The sequence below is a fragment of the Bacteroides sp. AM41-16 genome (genome assembly GCF_003603495.1).
Lineage (GTDB): Bacteria > Bacteroidota > Bacteroidia > Bacteroidales > Bacteroidaceae > Bacteroides > Bacteroides uniformis.
Genome location: NZ_QTNE01000029.1, coordinates 17,851 through 36,650 on the forward strand (window position 1 = coordinate 17,851; position 18,800 = coordinate 36,650).

Consider the following 18,800-nt stretch of genomic DNA (forward strand, 5'->3'; position numbering starts at 1 on the left):
CACCGACGAATGTCGGTCGGGGTATTAGGCTCCCCCTTCCCTTTGTTCAGTGGCAGACGGGCAAGCCCGGATGCCTGCTATAACTGGAAGGATATTTGGACCGGAACCGGGGCAAATTACCCGTGGTTATACAATCTTTGTCTGCGAATCCCTGTTCAACTTTCTTCCTGCGCCTTCGCTAAAAGCGATAGAAAGGGTTTACGAAGCGATTCGAGGCGTTCCGTCTCTTCGTCCATACCGAAATCCGTTCCATCCGGCTTTCCGTCGATAACAAGCTCTGCAAGCTCTTTCGAGGCTTCGATGAACGCCGCCCATTCCCCACCGAGATCGGACCGGAAGAACTGCACGAGCGGTGAGCCGTCGTCGAATCTCGACTTGCGCAGAACCCGCCATAGGGCGGCATGGGCGATACACTCCAAAACGGTCTCACGCAATTGTTCTTCTGATCGGAGGGTATGCACGGATGTCGTGCCGGAATGGTTGTCCGGATAGGCCCGGCTGTCCTGTCCGGTTATCTCCGCCAAGGTCTGACGCATGATTTGTCCGCATGATTTGCCGACATCGAAAGAAGTTGCTTTGCCAATCACCCAATCGTACAATATTCCTTGTATTCTTGTGGCAAAGTCCGTTTCTTTCTGCCCACTGTCCGGCATGTCAGGCGTGCCGATTCGCAGGTGCATGGTAATGATGACGCTTTTCGCCAGCCGGATACGTTCCAACTGCCCGAATGCTTCGAGCGTGTCCAGAAACGAGCGGACGGTGGCGCGGTGCCAATGCCACTCGGATGCAAGGTCGGAAACGGTCACATGGCACTGGCAGGGACCGAGGTCGTAGTCTTGTTTCCTTAAAAACGGGGAGACGAAACCTGCCAGCGATTTATCCAACAGGTCGCAGTAGGCTTCTGTTCTTGTTTTCCGCTCGCCGACTTTTTCTTTCAGATAGTCGAACACTTCCGTGTTGGCCAGTATGGTGGCGGGTGCTTCATTTCTATTTCTCATTTTCGTTCTGTTTTTGATGATTCATATCGTGCGGATTGTATGGACTGCCATTATCCGCATTATCATGGCAGTCTTGCGTGATGATACTATGATAACTGTCGGCTAATGCTCCGGGATATTCCAGCCATTCGAGGAATTTGCGCATGTCTGTCCTTTCGGACATGACCCTTGCCGACGGGTAGAACAGGGCAGCCAAAAGAATAAAGGCGATGGTTACGGACATCGTGTACAGATGCGGCACGAAGCCGATGACCAATGCCAAGAGCGCAAACCAGACGAAACGTTTCGGCCGGTCGAGCAAACAGCGCATCCATCGGTCCGCCCGCCGGAAAGAGGCCCATGCGGCACACACAATGGTGGATGGCACAACACCGAACTCGCCGGGGTGTCCGCTCGTATAGACATAATGGAAGAGGAGCAATACGATAAGCAGCACATGGGTGTACAACCTGCGGGCCTTTTCGCTCCATATCATTTTATCGTAGAATTTTGCCATGAAGTAACGTCTGCTCCTGTACAACAGTGCCGGAAGGACGACAGGCATTGCAAGAAACACAAACTGTAATATAATCCAAGTCATAACAGGTAATAGGGTTTTGAAGGTATGTGAACGGGCCGTACCACGAGTTCCAAGCGGACAATCCCGTGGGTGGCCAAGCGGATAATGTTCTCGGTGTCTTCAGCTGTCAGGGACGATGCGCCTTTCTTCATCCGGGACTTGAATATGCCGTTCTGCTTGCGGTATGTAGCCAGTGCCGCGTCCAGATCATGCTCCGGAATCGTCCACGTCATGCCCCGGTCGTATGTGCCATGCGGTTTGCAAGCACGCAGTACCAGCGTGCGGGAAACCAGGAAATCGGTCCGGTTGTTCCTCGGAATGACGTGCTCCTTGTAGAGGTTGTCATCGGCCACCTCTATCCATGTGCGGTATGTGTCGATGCAGAAAATCATCTGGCGATATATCGTGTTTCGCATAGGAACTGTTTTACATGAAATCCAACAGCACGTCTTCCAGCTCCTTCTTGTACTTGAAGCTGCCGTTTCCGGTGTGGAGTTTCAAGTCGAGAGACAGGTCGCCGTACATCAGTTCCAACGAATCGTAAACGGTCGCGATGACGCGGTTTACCTTACCGTCTGCGTCTGTCCGGGCGTTCATCTTGAACATTTGTCCGAAAGCGGGATTGGAGTAGGCACAGGTGCTATGACCGGATTTTTCCAATCCGACCGGCACATGGTGGTAGAGCGTGATCAGCTCCATGTCGTCCTCGAATATGTCCATGACCTCCTCCAAATCATAGGGGTCCCGCAACGGGAACGTGAGCAGAACGTAGTCGCCGTAAAACTGCGGTTCCTCCATTGTCGCCACATTGAGAAGCTGCGGCATTTGCAGGGGTACGAACGACATAAAGTCATCCAAAAAGTGTCGTAACATAATCATATATCGTTTATTTTGTGAACAGGCTTTTACAAAGAGGCGATGAATATCTCCATGAGCATACCGGGCAGCTCGTCCAACCGGTTTCTTTCCGACGGCAGGATTTTACGCAGTGTCTCGAAAGCGCCGGGTGTCTCGGTCGCAATCCGGTCGAGGGCTTTCTTATCCTCCGGAGAGAGAAGCGTCATACAGAGGCCGTCCAAGGAAGCGTAGGGCTGGAGTATCATCCAAATGTAGGCGTGTGCCTGTTCGGGTGTTGCGACTTCGCCCCGATGTATGTCGTCGAGACAGGTACGCACGTTCTGTATCAGTCGGCGGTCGGCACGCAGGGCCATGTATATCAGGGCCTCCTTGTAGGTAATCTCTTTGCGTCCGGCGGCGAGAAACACCTCGGAACAGCACTTCTCCGTGTCGCAGGTAATGTCGGCCATGTTTGCACTGCCGGAATCGTGCAGACCGGACAGAAAAGCGCGAAAAACGGCGTCTTCTTTCTCGATGAATCTCTTGAGGTCACGACTGTCGTGTATGCCGTCGTTCAGGGTTCCGGCAAGCAACTTACGATATGCCGACAGCGTTTGCTCCTTGTTGCCACGGTAGGCAGGCCGTTTATCCAGTGCTGCGAAAAACGGACGGATCTCCTCGGCGGAACGGTGCAGTTCCACGTCTCCGGCATAGGGAGAGAACCGCTCTTTCAGGCTCAACACTTCCTTGTAGGTGCGCGGTTTCGACAGGGTCAACCGGGAAAGTTCCGAGCAAATGGAATCGTGTAACAGACGACATTCTTCCCGTGTGCCGGAATGGGTCTGACGGGCCGTGTCCCGCCGAATGGCTGCAGCCACGGAATCTTTCAAGGTTTGCCATTCCCCGATACATACGGTCAGCTCTTCAAAGGAAAGTTCTTGGGACTTGCGTATCTCGGAGAGGTACTCTCTGTACAGACCGGCAGGCGTGTCTTGGGGTTCCGCCAGTGATTTGCCGTTCGGACCGTCGCATGACGGGAATGTGAAAACGGCAATTGAAGCGGCAGAAAGTCCAGCAATGGAAAGTATGATTTTTAAGTATGATTTTCTATTATTCATTGTTCAATTTTGAATTTTACAGCGCAAATCTAAGTATTATTTTCAAGATGGCAAGTGTTGAAATTTGTTTTATAAGCTATTTTTAACATTGTACTTAATAGTTTGATTTTCAATGAAAACAAGTGAAGAAAACGGGAAAATCCAAGTGCTTTCTTCGATTTTCCACTCAAAGTATGGTTTAGTTTAAAATAAAACTGTTATATTTGTACTTGTTATCATAGAAGTGTACAATTAGATGGCAAAAGTAGGTTACATATTTAAGGCGGATCGTTACGACGGGTTCGAGGCTGACAAAGAATGGATGCAGGAGTACGGCTGTGTACAAGTGATAGAGGAACCGGTCGAAAGCGAGGCGCTACGGCCTAAATGGAAACAGCTTGTGGCGGGCCTCGAAAGGGGCGACGAGGTAGTGGTGGCCAAATTCAGCAATGCCCTCCGAGGGTCGCGCGAACTGTCGGCCTTCATTGAGTTGTGCCGTATCAAGGTGGTACGCATCATATCCATCCATGACCGGATCGACTCACGGGGTAAACTGTTTCCCGAAACGACGGTTGCCGATGTGCTGGAGATGTTCGGGGCGCTTCCCGAAGAGGTGGCGATACTGCGATATTCGTCCGCACGTGTCTTGAACCTGCAACAGAAAGCGAAGATTCCGAAGAAAACGATGAAGGCTATGGACAAGGCCGACAAGGAAAATACTATCGTTGACATGTATGTCAACGGCCATTCGTTTGAGGACATCATGGCGGTAAGCGGGTACAGCAGCCGAAGTTCGGTGTTCAGCGTGCTCCACAGGCATGGGGTAAAACTCAACAGGGGGAAATTCAGCGGCCCCTTGGGAACCCGGAAAAAGAAAAAGGACGACAGTCCGGCGGAAGAATAACCCGTAAAACGAAAAGGGTGGCGGCAACTACCGCTTATAAACGGTTTAACTGTCGGAAAACGAGGTTGAAACGGATTCGCACTCTTGGTAACAAACAGCAGATGTTTAATTTATTAATACAGATTAAATAAAAACGTAGTATGGAAGTAATATTGATAATCGTTGTGTTCTGGGTAGTGGGTAAACTTCTGAAAGCGGTGTTCGGCGGTTTTAGCAAGAGCGACTACCGGCGCGACCAGTAACACGTATGAGACAACGACGGCATTGTCTCGCCGGTTCTTTCGTGCCAGGAGTCGGAATATGATTCGTATAAATCAAAAGATGAATGTAGATAAATGAAAACTTACCTTATCTTGTTTTTGGCTATCGTTTTTGAAACTGTAGCCACTTCTTTCTTGAAACAGAGCGAACAGTTTACCAAACTCGTTCCGTCCGTATTGACCGTTCTGGGGTACGCGGCGGCTTTCTATTGCTTGAGTGTCGTACTGAAGAGCATTCCGGTAGGCATAGCTTACGCCATTTGGTCGGGAGTGGGTATCATTCTTATCGCGCTTATCGGCTTTTTCGTTTTCAAACAGCACCTCGACCTGGCTGCCATCATCGGGCTGGTCCTGATTATTGCCGGAGTGGTCGTCATCAATGTCTTCTCCAACTCGGTCTCTCATTGATGGAAGTGTCCCGTCATTGTGTTCTATACCAAACGAAAAGAAAGAAATCATGTTTTTCATCAGCATGGTTTCTTTCTTTTTTCAGCATTATAGGAAGGAGTCAAATATATACATTCAACATAAGATACAAGTATGCCTTTTCGTCCTTACTGTTATGATGTTCAAGTTCGAATTGTACCTTATCTTCACGGGCCAACCAGCCAATAGCACTACCCAACTCGGCATCATCCATCCCTGTAATTTTCTTTATCTCTGAAAATTCCCATTTACGGAGATGGTCACTATTCAATAAACGCCAAACTTTACCAGCGTTCTCGCCAATGATGTATTTATCCATAAATTATAATATATTTATTGTTATATGTATATAATATGTTATACAAATGTACAGTTTTGATAACGAATTATCGTTTATGTTCCATTAATGTTTATTAATACATCATGCATTTGGCGGAATTTTTATTCCAGATAACTGCTCAGAATGCCGCTACCAATCTTTAAACTTTTTTAACAGCGGCATTTTACATGGAACCTAAATCCGAAAAAATTGCCTGCAAATTATGGCACGTTGCCGGGAATATATCCAAAATGTAACGACAATCACTAAAGTCGTCAGAATTTCAGACAACGGTAAGGCGAGCCAAATTCCTTTTACTCCCATTATGGCAGGTAATACCATGAAGCACGGAACCAGAAAAACAAATCCACGTAAGACTGCAAATGTTATGGCCGGCTTTATCCGTTCCATGCTCTGATAATATCCAATAATGGAGAGATTCAAAATAAAGAAGATGAATCCCGTGCCATAATAAGGGAATCCTTCTATCGCTATGCGTGCGGCAGTATTGTCAATGCGCAAGAATAGTCCGACAAGCAATTCAGGAAACAGGATAAAGGCGGCAGTAGAAATGACTCCGCAAACTAATGCCGCAAACACGGAAACGCGTAAGGCGGAACGAACTCTTTCCGTGCTTCCTGTGCCGAAATTGTAACTGATAATAGGCTGGGCAGATTGGGCAATGGCGTTACCTATCATGAAGACGAACGGGAGATAATAACAGCTTACTCCGAAAGCACCTACTCCGTCATCTCCCAAATGGCGCATGAATACCTGGTTGCCGATGAACAGCAATATCGCCATTGTCAATTCGCCTAACAAGGCGGATGAGCCTATCTTGCACTGCATTCCTATATCATGGAAGAAGAATAAAATCCTTTTTCTACCCGGACGGAGAGAATGCAAACGAGTGTCACGGGCATAGAACAACAAGTAACCCATCGTCACCGTTGCCCCGGCCAAACAACTCAGGGAGGTAGCAAATGCCGCCCCCATCACTCCCCAGCCCAGCGGGAAGATGAACAGCCAGTCGAGAACGACATTCACCGCTGCGGCTATGATGCTGCACCACATGGCGAGTTTCGGAGCGCCGTCCAGGCGCATGGCAAACAAGGCGACGGCAATCCACAACTCGAACAGCAGAGACGGGGAAAACCAGACCAGATAATCGACAACCAGCGGCAGCAAATGCTCCGACGAGCCAAGCATACGGGCGGTTTCTTCGGGAAACGCCAGAATGAATCCTCCGACGGTTACGGATATGAGCGTCACGAAAAGCATGGCTTGGGTGATGGTCGCACGTGCCAAAACGGTTTTTCCTTTCGACAAGTAAATGGAAGCGATTACGGAACAACCTGCCCCCATCATCAGTCCAACACCCATGAGTGACATCAGTAGAGGGACGCAGATATTTACAGCTGCAATCCCGTCGCTGCCCACGCCGTGTCCCACGAAAATCCCGTCGATAGTCGTTACCGCCGACATACTCAACATTCCCAACAGAGTGGGGAAAAACAGTTTCTTAAACAGAACGGAAACTCTCTCATTCCCAAAATCAATCACTTTTTCTTTCATACGTCTTTGTATTTTATATTATATGGTTTACTTCCGGCAGAAAACGACGGAAGCCGGATAAGACGATGGTTTTACCCAGTCATCTTATCCGGCTTCCATAGCCCTCCGATGAGGATTATAAAATGTCCTTTGCGTTATTTCGCCGCAAAGGTGGGCCAAAGATTTGACTTATCCAAAAAAAGTTGCATTTTTGTACATTGCTATTTAATTCTTATATATGACAAAAGCAGAAATTGTTAGCCGGATTGCACAGCAGACCGGAATAGAGAAAGAGGTCGTAATGACCGTGGTCGAGGCATTCATGGAGAATGTAAAAGATGCGATGATTGCCGGGAACGAAGTGTTCCTGCGGGGTTTCGGTAGCTTCATTATCAAGCAAAGGGCAGAGAAGGTGGCCCGTAACATATCAAAGAACACAACTATTGTGATTCCAGCTCATTCCATCCCCGCCTTCAAACCGGCAAAAGTATTCCTGAGTGCCGTAAAAGAGGGAAAATAAAGGACGTGTAAAAGTTTCATTTTATTTTGTAGATTTGTATCTATTAGCGATTTAAGAGGGATTAAGTTTTTAGTCTAAAAGATAATACAGAATTGTTATGATTAAAGAATTGAGAGTTGGCAATTACGTTGCTTATAAAGGTAAACCATCTTTGGTTTGTGCATTGGATTATGATCCTAAGTTGAGAAAAGAGAATATATCCGTTGTTTATAAATGGGGAGAACCTCCGTATAAAACAAATGGAGACATTCAGCCAATATTACTTACTGAAAAATTGGTTTTGCAATGCGGTTTTAATCAGCTTGACGATTATACATTTGACAATGATGAAATGGAGATTACACAAGACTGGGATGATCAAACTGTATATTACATTACCACTCATGCTAATGAATATACGGTAAGCGGACACCGCATAGAATACTTACACCAGCTCCAGAATGCGTATTTTTGTTTATCTGGTGGAAAAGAATTAGAAGTTAACCTATAAAGAAAAGAGGCTTTTAGAACTGCCTCTTTTTCTTTATATCATGCGAGGGTATTATATATTTAATCCGTCACCTCCCAGTAATAGCTTAACTCGTTCCCTTTCAGATTCTCTTTGGCGTATTGGTCGGCTTGTTCCCAAAGAGTATTGTAAAGTACCGCCATATCCGGTCTGTTTTCATAGTATTGCCATATCTTATGGTTAAGTACCAATGTCAGTTCCGTCAAGAACTTATAGTCCCCTTTCCACTCCCTGAAAGCCCGGTTGAAAGTGTCCAAAACAGCCGCCAACCCAAATCTGTCCGCTATTGAGAAGTCTTCCCAAAAGGTTGTTTGTAACTCATAACCGTTCTCTTGCATAAATTCTTTAAATGTCATACGCTCTAAATTTTAAGTTTGAACTATTTTTTGTTTTTCCCTTTGGTACAATCCTGTACCGAAAGGTTGATTATTTTTCTGCCTATAGGATTGACGGTCGGTCCAGGCAAGAAGGCTGCGAAAAATACACTCTCCAACAAAGTCGGGGAGGAAGATTTTTCGACAGCAAGCGTAAGCGGTTCTTGACAGGACAGACAAGCGGCAATCGAACTTTGCAGAAAAAATAAGCGGGCTTTCGGCATGGAGTGTTGGGAAACGGCTGTAAGGAGGATAAAACGGGGGAAGCTAAAATGTTATAAAAGGATTACTTTCCGGCTGGATAGTCACGGTACAAAGGGGAACGGACCGCGTTTCGATAAAAGGGAAAGAGCCATGAAGATATAAAGGGGGAATTCCGGCAAAAGGATTCAGGACACATCCATTGTCAATGTATCCCGAACCTGCACCGGTCATTATCTGTACCGAATGTTTAGGAAACCCATTTGTAACCTTCGTCCGTCAGTTCAAAATATTCGTCCATTCCCGGTTTCACAAAAAACATGATTTCAAAGGCTTCGTTGCTTCTACCTTCGGGTATCGTCATGTTGATTTCTCCATTGCGGGCTGTTCCTCTTCCCGTATTGAAACCTAAGTCTTCGTCCGCATAGGCGTAATGGAATTCCACATCCGGAAATATCTCGGAAAGTTTTTGGATAAGCAGTGGCACTCCATTCCATGCCGTATCGAACCAAAGTATGTTCGGCTCTTCAAAGTCTTGGTGATAGGCATTCCATTTTGTACCCCATGTGGCGGTAGACCACTCGTACCAAGTGGGATAACCGTACTTTTTCCGATTTTCCAAATACGATGCTCCAAGTTGCAGCGCTTCTTTTCTGTCCTTTTCCGCCAATCCTTCTATCCATTGAATGGTTCTCAAAGCATCATCGTCCAATAAAAAATAGAATGGCTTCAACTGCATTGCTTCAAGGTATTTCATACCCAAATCTCCACTGCTGCTTTTTTCTATCAACAGTTCTTCAGGCATAGGAATGATGTTGTTGAAGTCGATGTAACAAGGCGTATTGTCATCATCGGTTTTACCTTTTAAGAAATTCATTACTTTTTGTACTGTTTCCCGGTCTGCGTTTATTTCTAAACGGTTTGTCACATGATTAGGCATAATCTTAGTTTTTTGAAATTGTTAATACTTATTTTCCCTTTTGTCGGTTCTTTCTTCCTGAACCGCTTTGGGGTTTTACGGATGCGGTACACGGCTGTCGGGAAAACTTCATACGGTGGCTTTCCTTGGAAAATTACTCTTACCCCGGTAAGGAAGAATTTTGCAAGAAATGCACTTCAAGCCACCGGATCAAGTGCGACGGCCTACCTTTGCATCTGGTAAAACCAAACCGGTGATGGAAAGAAGAAAAGACGGGAGATATACGAAAGACCGGGGTCGGTATAAAAGGCGGATATTGCTCCGTGAGTAGTGATAAAAAGGAATGGAGCTGATTATAAAAGGAGACGGTTCTGTGTTTCGCCCATTCGATAAAGGATACCGCAACCATCTCTGGCGGATGCGTTGCGGTATTTTGTGGACAGCATTTTATGCGGCCTTGTCCGGCTTGCGCTGCCTTGTTTTCCAGCCGTACACGGCGGCTACATACGGATAGAGGGAACGTGTTCTCCGGCGGAAACCTTCTTCGTCGATTTCACGGTTGTAAATCTTATCGGCGATACGCTCCGCTTCATCACGGTCTTTGGCGATACGATACAAGGTGTAGTTCGTACCGTCATGATGGCCCATCCGTCCGCGAATGTTATAGCCGTCGCCGTACCATTCTGCATCGTCGCACTGGGATTTCAAAATATCGGCAATGGTGCTGCCCAATATTTGATAGCCTTGTCTCCGGCCGTTCCATAATCCCAAGTTGCCGAACACGACAATAATGCCGTCCACTTCTTTATTCAGATTGCTCCGTTCGTCGTCCAGCCAGCGATATACTTCTTCTGCCCATTCTTCATCGCTGACCTCGTAACAGTCATCGTCCAATATTTCCCGTTGTGAATTTTGATAGTATTCTTTTGCCGTTTCGTCCAACAGGTCATAGCTTGACCAAATCATCTGTTTCATACGTCTTGAATTTTAAGTTTGACTTTTGTTTTTTTATCCCTGCCTTCGGAGGGTTTCCCTCGTCCGGCGGGATTTGATTTTACGTGCGGACCACAAGGCGGACAGAAGGGAAACAAGGCAAGGAGGAAGCGGATAGTCCTATGGACGATTTCATTTGTGTTGAACAAGTATTGACGAGCTTGCGAGTTGATGGTTGTTAACCTCAAATGAAGCCGCGCCTTGCCGGTTCCCGACCGCCTTAACTTTGCACGGGAAAATCAATGGACGACGGCGGACTCTTCGTGTGGAGTATGAAGGAGTATAAAAGTATAGACGTTCCGGAACGGTAACGAGCAAAACAAAAGCGGCCTTCGGGCCGCTTTGTCTCAAAAAGGCAGGAATTACTTCTTGCCCTTCTTCGGTTTCTTTGCCGGTTCCGCAGGAACTTCCTCCTCTTTATCGACAGCCGGATAAAATTTGACTGCAACCGTCACGATGCGGTTGTGCAGCACGCCGTCTTTGTCGGTCCATTCTTCGGGTTTAAAATAGCCCTCCACGGTAAGCAGCGTGCCCTTGGTGAGCTGGTCGAACGACCCGGTATTCTCGTTCTTGCGCCACGCTTCAATGTTCATGAAAGCGGATATACGCTTGGTATCTTCGCCGTTCTTCTCCTGACGGGCCACTGCCAGCGGGAAACGTGCGACACTTGTGGTGGTGAACTGACGGACTTCGGCATCTTTTGCCACGAATCCGGTTACTGCGAAATTGTTCTCGATCTTTTTCATTGCGATTGCTTTTTGAAGTTAATAAATCAGTTTTACGGTGCATAAAAGTAGGTGCAGTAAAGGGCTGCACCAAGGATAGCGCATAAATACTCTTTATTTTGGAGGCGAAGCCCCAAACCGCAGGCCCGATAAAGGAAGATTTGTGCGATACGCCATTGGTCAAGACCATCGGGTCGCGCCCGTCTGCATACTAACTTTGCAACGAAAAACGATATGGCGACTTCAAATAGAAAGCGGTCGCGAAAAAGTCGAGGCGAAACAATCCGCAGCGGACTCGGAAACATGAAAGACCTGTCCGTCCACCGACACAAGACCGCTCCCGTTCCGGCAGGTGGGCGGGAAGAACATCAGGCGAGAAAGTGTATCGGCTGTTTGGGGTTGAAGCGGCAAGAACGATATACCGTTTAACAACCATATACGCTGCATCGTGGAAAATACTATCGGACGAAGATCCGGCAAAAGGCGTGTGCGACGTATCGATATCGCTGTCTCTATCCGGCAAGAGAAATGAGGGAAAGAAGAGGTAAAGGAAAAATGGCCGAAGTCTGCCTTGAAACAAAGCGGAGAAGCCGCCTTTGCATGAGTGGCCGTTCGATATAAAAGGATATGGCGCAGCCGAAATGTATAAAGGGGTATTTCCGAAGGAAACGGTATGAGTGTCTGTTCGGAAATAAAAGAGGGTATCGCACCCGCGTATCTGTTTTAGATTTTAGCCGGTGTAACCGGGCTGAAACTGGTACTCCAGCCCGTACTACATTTACCTTTTTTCTGTTTTGGTCTGTAATTCTACCGGCTCGTCATCCCATGTCAGTTCTTTGCCGAGAAGTTTGTAAACAGTCCCTTTGGGGAGTTCTATCTCGATTGGTACATTGTACACTTCTTCCAAATACTCCCAATGCCCACACCGGCCCCGAACGGGCTTTTCGGGCATAATCCATTCTGTTCCGTCTTTATTTACTGCCAACCATGCCATAATATCACATTTTTAGTCTGTTCCTTAGTAGTAATTTTATTCTTCTTGAGCTATCATTCTCTTACTGTATTCCAAAATTTTATCCATCGTAAGCCACTCCGGTTTTTCTCCCTCCTTGAAGCTATCATGCAGTTTTATCATAAACTCAATTTGCAATTTTTCGTCGCCAGCCCATAAGGTTTTGGGGTGTCTGTTACCGTAATTGAGGTAATACTCGCAGTCTGACCGTAAGCGGTCTAACAGTTGGTATCTGAAAACCGAATCCCTGTGTATTACTTCGTCTACCGTTACTCTTCCATTTGAATTTGTTACATCGTTTGTCATAACCTATAAAATTTTGAGTTTTCTTTTTCCCTCTTGTAGCACCTGCTACTTTCGGGCCTGATTTAATTATGTCGCCTCGAAAGGTGTCATAGCTCTTTATGCAAGGTTTCACGATTAAATACTACCCGTGCGAAGCGGAGGGTGGAGATTTTGTCGTGAACCGTCAGGCTTTGACCTTGCATACAAGAACGGCATGACAAGTACCTTTGCGACACAATTTATATCAGGCAGCCCGAAAGCGATGTGCGAACACAGGGAAGAGAAGGTCTCGTGTAAAAGGTTGATGGGCGATAAAAAGGGTTTGCAGCGAAAAGAGAAATATAAACGGGTATTCCGGGGCAGTATAAAAATTGATCGTGAGGATAAAAGGGGGATTGTGCCAGCATGTCTATTGCGAGAAAGAGGAACGGGCTGAAGCTGGTAGTTCCGGTTCAGCCCGCAAAGCGCATTGGAGGTCTTTTGCCTGTTCCTGTCAGAAATGGGCTACCATAATCCGATGTTTGAAAATCCTGTTTTTATCGCTCGGTCGCCGTTGCTTTATCCAGATATGGTGTGCTCCGTATCCGAATATGAAATAGTCGTCGAGCGTGGTTTCGTTCTTCAAGCGTTCCATACTTGCCCGAAGTTCGGTTTCGTCAGTTGCAAAAAGAATCGTGTTCATGATTCGGAAATAGATTTCTTCCGCTTCATCGCTATAGCGGCAAAAGACGTGTTCGATTGTTACGTTCATGGTTCTATTGGTTTGATTGAGGTGTTTCGGGTACATTAGTCATTATTGATTCTCCGTCTTGATTGAAAATTTCTATTGTCGGGTTGCCGTCGTTTTCTTCGGGGAGCATAGATTCCGATGTATCGGTCAATGCTTGCCACTCTTCATAGCAAAGACGGTTGTCAATGATGTTCGACACGTCCTCACAGTTCCATGAGCGGACGATTGCCTCGGCTTCTTCATAACTGTCCGCTTTCACACTGAAATAATCCCGTTCCCAACTTGTAACCTTACGGTCTTGATAAAATTTGTATTCTCCCATATCCTTGTTGTTTTAACCGCTTACTTCTACAATATCCTCTATTCTGCCGTACAGTATCGAGCGTAACGCTGTTTTGTCAATCGCATAATACTCGTGAATACTTCCGTGCTGTTTGACGAAATACCGTTTGAGGATGTCGGAAAAGTCAAAGTGATAACCGCTCAAGGCAATTCCACGTTTGAAATAGATACTTTCCCATACGTTACGGGTAATCCAGTTCTTTTCTTCCCGGTTTAACTTGCCTCCGTTGTTCAGGTGTACCCGCAATTTGTAAACCTTGCTGTCCTGCAATGTCGCCAGTTCGGGAATGTCCCATTTGACGAATTTTGTTGCTATCTGTGTCATACGTTTGCTATCGTTTAATCATGGATAATCACTTCATCACGGTATTCTGAAATTTCCTTGCCGCTTTCAAGGCGGACAACTATGGTATTGCCATAGTCGCCCACGATTGTGCCTTCCATGTAACCTTTATATGGATTGAGCAACGTGCAGGACAAACCGATAATATCGCTATCTTCTTCGTATTCGTACATAGTGAATTGTGTTTAGGTTTAGGATAACTTAATGTTCCATTTACCTTGCGAGAATATCCGAAAGCTCACGTATTCGTCCTCTAACTCGTATGTCAGTATGCGGATATAGATTTTGTCTTTGGCTGCCAATAAGGCTATTAATTCGTTGATTGCTTTTTCCGGGTATTCCCAGCGGGAATCAAATTCGGCATCTACCGTGTCGCCATACCGGTTGACAAAGCCGTTGAAATTATCGTCCAGAAATGCCTCTATCTTATTGAGGTCTTGTTTGTTTTCCGTACTTGCGTGGAAAATGTTTGTTGCGTAGTTTGCCATAACTTTGAATTTTAAGTTTTCTTTTTTCCCTCTTGTAGCATCCAGCTACTTTCGGGCTTGATTTAATTATGTCGCTTCAAAAGGTGTCATGGCTCTTTATGCAAGGTTTCACGATTAAATACTACCCGTGCGGAACGGAGGGTGGAGATTTTGTCGTGAACCGTTAGGCTTTGACCTTGCATACAAGAAAGACATGACAAGTACCTTTGCGACACAATTCATATCAGGCAGCCCGAAAGCGGATGTGCGAACACAGGGAAGAGAAGATCTCGTGTAAAAGGTTGATGGTTTATAAAAAGGGGGTTGCAGCGAAAAGAAAAATATGACGTGGAATGTTTTTTTCTTTTGGCTGTACAATGGGACCGGAGTGTTTTACGAAGTTCGGGAAAAGGTTTAGTTTAGTCCATTAGCCTATATATATGCTAAATCAAAGTAAACTATATTTAGGCAGCCAAATTTGCCTGCCTATAAGTTTTTCCTTATCTTTGTATGAACTAAAGAATACTTGCTTTTTTCTTTTGGCTGCAGTGGTTCTTGGAAGCTCACATGCAACCATCGGACGAAAAAAATCTGGTGGGAAGCTGTTCAAGAAGTCCCGATTATAAGCAAGTGCAAAGAAAGAAACAGAGTGAAAACAAAAAATTGGGAAATACCTTTAATTAACGATTTTGTTTCTTGTTTGTTCCTTAATTAAAATCGTGAAATTTTCAACAATCTGATTTTCAAATCATTATATAAACTATTTTTGAGAGATTGAATTTATTACAAATATAATGAATAATACTAAAAGTAGTATATACTAATCTACTAATTTTAGTATTTAATTTAAAGTGTTGTTCTTCATTCTGTTTTTACGATGTCAGACGGATATATAATCCGTGCAGCGTCCTTGTTATGTGGCTCGTTTTTCAAGAAAAGCATAATGTGAACGCTTTGCCCTTTTTTGATAAATGGCAGATATTTTATCTTTGCTTCAAGTGAATTTACAAGCCTTTGTGCATCTTCCTTGTTAGTCCATTTACATTCACCTATGAGGATATGTTTTCTGTCTATTGATTCAGCCACCACATCAAGTTCCACCATTGCACCCTCCTTGTTTTCTTCCGTGAAGATCTTACCCCACCACCGTGAAGCCATATTATATACTATGCCGTCAATGATGTTACCGCTTACATATTGGCGGCAAAGGTGCTCCCAACACTCCCCTACATACCCGGAGAATTGTGTTTTTATGATGGATAGCACGGTTTCTGTCCGTTCCAGTTCCAAAATGGATTTGTAGGGTGCGACAAACCTGTAATTGAACTCCAGCAGGCTGTCGTTGATACGGTATATCCCTTTTTTGCTTTTTTTCTCGTCCTCGCCGAATGGCACTTCCCGGCGTATATATCCCAGCTCTCTCAGTTTGCCTAAAGGTTCTGTTATCTGGGTGGCTTCCTTACCTACCCGTCCGGCTATTTCAGAGAGGCGGTTTGCTCCGTTGCCGATAATTGAAAGCAGGGTGGACGCTTGCACGGTATCACGCATATCGTCCCTTAACAGGCGTATTGGTTCGTCCGCTAAAAATCCCTTGTTATCCAACAGCAGTTTTTCGATTGCCGTTTCATTGTCCTTGTAGTCGGCTCTCAATTCCCAATATCGTGGTATTCCACCCCATACCGCATATTCCTCTATTGCTTTTTGGGCATCACAACCAAGTGCCTGTCCTATATATTGTACGGGTATAGGTGTGAGGCGTATGATTTCATCTGCCAGTCCGTATAGAGGTTCTTTCCTATCCAATATGTAGCCCTGCATCAGTTGTTGTGAAGAACCGCAGAGGATAAGATTGAACTTCAGGCATTTCTCGTTGAGCAGCTTTTGTATGACGGATGGCAGAGAAGGGCAGCTTTTTACCAGATACGGAAACTCGTCAAGGCAGACAGTGCTGTTTTCCGCAACCTGACGGTTCAAGGCACGCAAAAGTGTTTCCCAATCTGGATATGTAACCTTGTCGAAGTCTTCCATACCGACCATTGTGGCTGTTTTGGCAAACAGCATACGCTGGTTTGCCTCATTGGTCTGGTCGCTTAAAAAATAAATGTCTTTTCGCTTCCAGTCCATGATTTCCCTGATAAGTTTCGACTTGCCTATTCTTCTGCGTCCGTAAATGACGATGAACTGCGGCTTTTCTCTTTGCAGGGCGTTGTTTACCCTTTCCAGATAGTCTTTTCTATCTATAAAGTCTTTAAATTCCATATCTCTTAAAATATATCTTTCACAAAGATAATCTTTCTGAAAGATATTTCAAAAGATTGCAGGATTTATTTAATACTAAAAGTAGTATATACTAATCTACTAATTTTAGTAAATTGTTCTGTGTGCTGTTTCTGGAGGTTGTTCCTGTGCTAAAAAACAGCTTGCTGTGGCTCGATTTTGTAAAACCGCTGTCGTTTTTTTTGCCAAATCGGGGTATTAGGCTACCCACTCCCTCTGTTTCGTGGCATGTGGGCAAGCCCACTTGCCTCATAAAACTGGAAGGATGTCAGGACTGAGATAGGGATGGATTGTTCCTGGTTATACAATTCATTTTCGTTTCCCGGTTCAGTCCGACAATGTCTGGGCTTTTGCCGCAAGCGATAAAAAGGGAATACGGAACGATTTAAGGAGTTCTTTGTTCCTGTCCATATCAACACCTGCGCCGGATGTTTCGGGATTAAATACAAGCTCCGCAAGCTCTTTGGCGGTCTCGATAAACGCGCCCCATTCACCGCCGAGGTCAAGGGTGAAGAACTGCGACAGTTGTGAACTGTTATCGAATCTTGACTTACGCAACACACGCTGGAGAGCGGCATTGGCAATACACTCTAATATTGTTTCCCTTAGTTTTTCTTCCTGTCTGACGACTTCTGCCGATACCGTATCGGTGCCGTTGCCGGAAGCCTGAGAATTATCTTTACCGGCAATGGCGGCTAATGCCTGGCAAAGAGCCTGACCACATGAATGACCGGCATCCTCCGATGTCTTCTTGCCGATGACCCATTCGGACAATATACTGCCGATTCGTGTGGCAAAGTCCGGCTCATCCTGCTCAGTTCCGGCTGTTGCATTTTTTCCAGACTGCACGGTCATGGTGATAATGACGCTTTTATTAAGTTTTGTGCGTTCAAGTAGCCCGAAAGATTCCAGAGCATCCAGAAAGGTTCGGACAGTGGCACGATGCCAATGCCAGAATTCTGCAAGATCGGAGATTGTCACATGACATTGGTTGGGAAGAAGTTTTCGCTCCAATTTTCTTACAAATGGAGAAACAAAACCTGCCATTGATCTGTCCAGCAAGTCCCAATACGCTTCCGTCTTCGTTTTACGGTCTCCGGCTTTCTCCTTCAGGAAATCGAACACCTTGACATCTGCCAATATAAAGGTCGTATTCTCTTGACTATTTTCCATTTTACTTTGTTTTAATGATTATTACAGTGCGGAGTTTCTGAAATGCTGCCTTTGTCCGCTTCAAAGACACCATCGCGTGATGATTATCGTGTTTCTTTTCGGATATCGTTTCAGGATGCGTTGTCGTTCCTTCAGCCTTTTCTTCATCATCGCATTCGGCTGTGACCGGAGCAGAGGGATAGAACAGGGCTGCCAAAAGAATATAGTACGCAGTTACGGTAGTAGTGTACAGATACGGTTCAAAGCAGCTGACCAATGTTATAGCACTGATGCCGGCAAACAGACCCATGGAATCATGCAAACGGCTCAGACACCTGTCCGCCAGCTTGAACGAGAACATAGCGGCACAGATAACGGTTGATACCAGGATGCCGAATTCACCAGCATGTCCACTTGCATAGACATAGTGGAAAAGCAGTAGCAGGAACAGAATCACCCGTGTATAAAGTTTGCGGGCTCTGATGTTTTGTTTCATGGAAGCGTGAAACTTTGCCATAAACCGGTATGGCTTTTTGTACAATATCAATGACAGTACAAGAGGGGTCACGCAAAAGATGAGTTGCAATATTTTCAGTAACATAAGTAATATGGTTTTTCGGGTACGTGTATAGGTGTTGCTCTGAGTTCCAAGTGGACAATATCATAAGTTGCCAAGCGGATAATGGTTTCGGCATCCACGGCCGTGAGGTTCATTGCAGCTTTTTTGATTCGCTGCTTGAATGACCGGTCCTGTTTGCGATAGATAGCCAAAGCTTTGTTCAGTTCATGTTCAGGGATGGCCCATGTGGTACCTTCGAGGTATGTTCCGTTTGTCTTGAACGCCCGCAGGACCAAAGTTCGGGAGACAAGGTAGTCCGTCCTGTCACTTCTTGAGATGATATGTTCTTTATAGAGGTTGTCGTCTGCGACCTCTATCCATGTTCGGTGGGCATTGATCCAATAGACCATCTGCCTGTATAATGTATTTCTCATGATGA

27 protein-coding genes are annotated in these 18,800 nt (G+C 45.6%); 5 read left to right on the forward strand and 22 right to left on the reverse strand.

Annotation, left to right across the window (positions count from 1 at the left end; genetic code table 11):
• Positions 1-155: 155 nt before the first annotated feature.
• Genes DW896_RS19755 through DW896_RS19775 form a run of 5 tightly spaced genes read right to left on the reverse strand, consistent with a single transcriptional unit; the run spans position 156 to position 3,512 of the window.
• Positions 156-998, reverse strand: a complete 843-nt coding sequence (locus DW896_RS19755; RefSeq protein WP_008654966.1) for a hypothetical protein — start codon at positions 996-998, stop codon at positions 156-158.
• On the reverse strand, positions 988-1,578 hold the full coding sequence (locus tag DW896_RS19760; protein ID WP_007571950.1) for a hypothetical protein: 591 nt from the start codon (positions 1,576-1,578) through the stop codon (positions 988-990). The genes DW896_RS19755 and DW896_RS19760 overlap by 11 nt, the downstream gene beginning before the upstream one ends.
• On the reverse strand, positions 1,575-1,973 hold the full coding sequence (locus tag DW896_RS19765; RefSeq protein WP_171059043.1) for a hypothetical protein: 399 nt from the start codon (positions 1,971-1,973) through the stop codon (positions 1,575-1,577). Before DW896_RS19765 ends, DW896_RS19760 begins: the two co-directional genes overlap by 4 nt.
• Positions 1,974-1,983: 10 nt before the next feature.
• Complete coding sequence (locus tag DW896_RS19770) at positions 1,984-2,436, reverse strand: hypothetical protein (RefSeq protein WP_007571948.1); 453 nt, start codon at positions 2,434-2,436, stop codon at positions 1,984-1,986.
• Between the two features lie 26 nt (positions 2,437-2,462).
• Positions 2,463-3,512, reverse strand: a complete 1,050-nt coding sequence (locus DW896_RS19775) for a hypothetical protein (RefSeq protein ID WP_044301945.1) — start codon at positions 3,510-3,512, stop codon at positions 2,463-2,465.
• A 235-nt stretch (positions 3,513-3,747) separates the two neighbouring features.
• Here DW896_RS19775 and DW896_RS19780 point away from each other — a divergent pair, with 235 nt between their 5' ends.
• Together DW896_RS19780 and DW896_RS19785 are read left to right on the forward strand one after the other, a co-directional pair.
• The gene (locus DW896_RS19780) at positions 3,748-4,395 is read left to right on the forward strand and encodes a recombinase family protein (RefSeq protein ID WP_044301947.1); all 648 of its coding nucleotides are present in this window, start codon (positions 3,748-3,750) and stop codon (positions 4,393-4,395) included.
• A 335-nt stretch (positions 4,396-4,730) separates the two neighbouring features.
• Positions 4,731-5,063: a multidrug efflux SMR transporter gene (locus tag DW896_RS19785; RefSeq protein ID WP_008654963.1), complete on the forward strand. Its 333-nt coding sequence runs from the start codon at positions 4,731-4,733 to the stop codon at positions 5,061-5,063.
• 100 nt (positions 5,064-5,163) lie between these two features.
• On the opposite strand, the gene DW896_RS19790 is transcribed toward DW896_RS19785, so the two are convergent.
• Positions 5,164-5,400: a winged helix-turn-helix domain-containing protein gene (locus tag DW896_RS19790; RefSeq protein ID WP_007571944.1), complete on the reverse strand. Its 237-nt coding sequence runs from the start codon at positions 5,398-5,400 to the stop codon at positions 5,164-5,166.
• 195 nt (positions 5,401-5,595) lie between these two features.
• Complete coding sequence (locus DW896_RS19795) at positions 5,596-6,975, reverse strand: MATE family efflux transporter (RefSeq protein ID WP_044301948.1); 1,380 nt, start codon at positions 6,973-6,975, stop codon at positions 5,596-5,598.
• A 217-nt stretch (positions 6,976-7,192) separates the two neighbouring features.
• Here DW896_RS19795 and DW896_RS19800 point away from each other — a divergent pair, with 217 nt between their 5' ends.
• Together DW896_RS19800 and DW896_RS19805 are read left to right on the forward strand one after the other, a co-directional pair.
• On the forward strand, positions 7,193-7,474 hold the full coding sequence (locus DW896_RS19800) for an HU family DNA-binding protein (protein WP_044301949.1): 282 nt from the start codon (positions 7,193-7,195) through the stop codon (positions 7,472-7,474).
• Positions 7,475-7,571: 97 nt separating this feature from the next.
• Positions 7,572-7,964: a hypothetical protein gene (locus DW896_RS19805; protein WP_007571940.1), complete on the forward strand. Its 393-nt coding sequence runs from the start codon at positions 7,572-7,574 to the stop codon at positions 7,962-7,964.
• A gap of 59 nt (positions 7,965-8,023) precedes the next feature.
• On the opposite strand, the gene DW896_RS19810 is transcribed toward DW896_RS19805, so the two are convergent.
• From DW896_RS19810 to DW896_RS19830, 4 genes are all read right to left on the reverse strand, one after another.
• Positions 8,024-8,338: a hypothetical protein gene (locus DW896_RS19810; RefSeq protein WP_007571936.1), complete on the reverse strand. Its 315-nt coding sequence runs from the start codon at positions 8,336-8,338 to the stop codon at positions 8,024-8,026.
• Positions 8,339-8,807: 469 nt separating this feature from the next.
• The gene (locus tag DW896_RS19820) at positions 8,808-9,497 is read right to left on the reverse strand and encodes a hypothetical protein (protein ID WP_007571930.1); all 690 of its coding nucleotides are present in this window, start codon (positions 9,495-9,497) and stop codon (positions 8,808-8,810) included.
• Between the two features lie 426 nt (positions 9,498-9,923).
• Positions 9,924-10,451, reverse strand: coding sequence for a hypothetical protein (locus DW896_RS19825; protein ID WP_007571928.1), 528 nt, complete (start codon positions 10,449-10,451; stop codon positions 9,924-9,926).
• 380 nt (positions 10,452-10,831) lie between these two features.
• Positions 10,832-11,215: a single-stranded DNA-binding protein gene (locus tag DW896_RS19830; RefSeq protein WP_007571923.1), complete on the reverse strand. Its 384-nt coding sequence runs from the start codon at positions 11,213-11,215 to the stop codon at positions 10,832-10,834.
• Between the two features lie 213 nt (positions 11,216-11,428).
• On the opposite strand from DW896_RS19830, the gene DW896_RS19835 reads away from it, so the two are divergent.
• Positions 11,429-11,623: a hypothetical protein gene (locus tag DW896_RS19835; protein ID WP_080715528.1), complete on the forward strand. Its 195-nt coding sequence runs from the start codon at positions 11,429-11,431 to the stop codon at positions 11,621-11,623.
• Positions 11,624-11,972: 349 nt separating this feature from the next.
• On the opposite strand, the gene DW896_RS19840 is transcribed toward DW896_RS19835, so the two are convergent.
• The 11 genes from DW896_RS19840 to DW896_RS19900 form a co-directional block, all read right to left on the reverse strand.
• Positions 11,973-12,188 (reverse strand): hypothetical protein, encoded by a 216-nt coding sequence (locus DW896_RS19840; RefSeq protein WP_007571920.1) that lies wholly within the window; start codon positions 12,186-12,188, stop codon positions 11,973-11,975.
• A 36-nt stretch (positions 12,189-12,224) separates the two neighbouring features.
• Positions 12,225-12,512 (reverse strand): LPD11 domain-containing protein, encoded by a 288-nt coding sequence (locus tag DW896_RS19845; RefSeq protein ID WP_007571918.1) that lies wholly within the window; start codon positions 12,510-12,512, stop codon positions 12,225-12,227.
• A gap of 472 nt (positions 12,513-12,984) precedes the next feature.
• Positions 12,985-13,242, reverse strand: a complete 258-nt coding sequence (locus DW896_RS19855) for a hypothetical protein (RefSeq protein ID WP_007571911.1) — start codon at positions 13,240-13,242, stop codon at positions 12,985-12,987.
• Positions 13,243-13,246: 4 nt separating this feature from the next.
• A complete protein-coding gene (locus tag DW896_RS19860; protein WP_007571910.1) occupies positions 13,247-13,543 on the reverse strand; it encodes a hypothetical protein in 297 nt (98 codons plus the stop codon).
• A gap of 12 nt (positions 13,544-13,555) precedes the next feature.
• Positions 13,556-13,888: a hypothetical protein gene (locus DW896_RS19865; protein ID WP_007571909.1), complete on the reverse strand. Its 333-nt coding sequence runs from the start codon at positions 13,886-13,888 to the stop codon at positions 13,556-13,558.
• Between the two features lie 14 nt (positions 13,889-13,902).
• Positions 13,903-14,079 (reverse strand): hypothetical protein, encoded by a 177-nt coding sequence (locus DW896_RS19870; RefSeq protein ID WP_007571908.1) that lies wholly within the window; start codon positions 14,077-14,079, stop codon positions 13,903-13,905.
• Positions 14,080-14,097: 18 nt separating this feature from the next.
• On the reverse strand, positions 14,098-14,394 hold the full coding sequence (locus DW896_RS19875) for a hypothetical protein (protein ID WP_007571905.1): 297 nt from the start codon (positions 14,392-14,394) through the stop codon (positions 14,098-14,100).
• A gap of 840 nt (positions 14,395-15,234) precedes the next feature.
• Positions 15,235-16,632, reverse strand: a complete 1,398-nt coding sequence (locus DW896_RS19885) for an ATP-binding protein (protein ID WP_057256614.1) — start codon at positions 16,630-16,632, stop codon at positions 15,235-15,237.
• A 345-nt stretch (positions 16,633-16,977) separates the two neighbouring features.
• Positions 16,978-17,823, reverse strand: a complete 846-nt coding sequence (locus DW896_RS19890; protein ID WP_005815985.1) for a hypothetical protein — start codon at positions 17,821-17,823, stop codon at positions 16,978-16,980.
• A gap of 1 nt (position 17,824) precedes the next feature.
• On the reverse strand, positions 17,825-18,319 hold the full coding sequence (locus tag DW896_RS19895; RefSeq protein ID WP_225678910.1) for a hypothetical protein: 495 nt from the start codon (positions 18,317-18,319) through the stop codon (positions 17,825-17,827).
• Positions 18,320-18,393: 74 nt separating this feature from the next.
• Positions 18,394-18,795, reverse strand: a complete 402-nt coding sequence (locus tag DW896_RS19900; RefSeq protein ID WP_005807212.1) for a hypothetical protein — start codon at positions 18,793-18,795, stop codon at positions 18,394-18,396.
• Between the last annotated feature and the right edge of the window lie 5 nt (positions 18,796-18,800).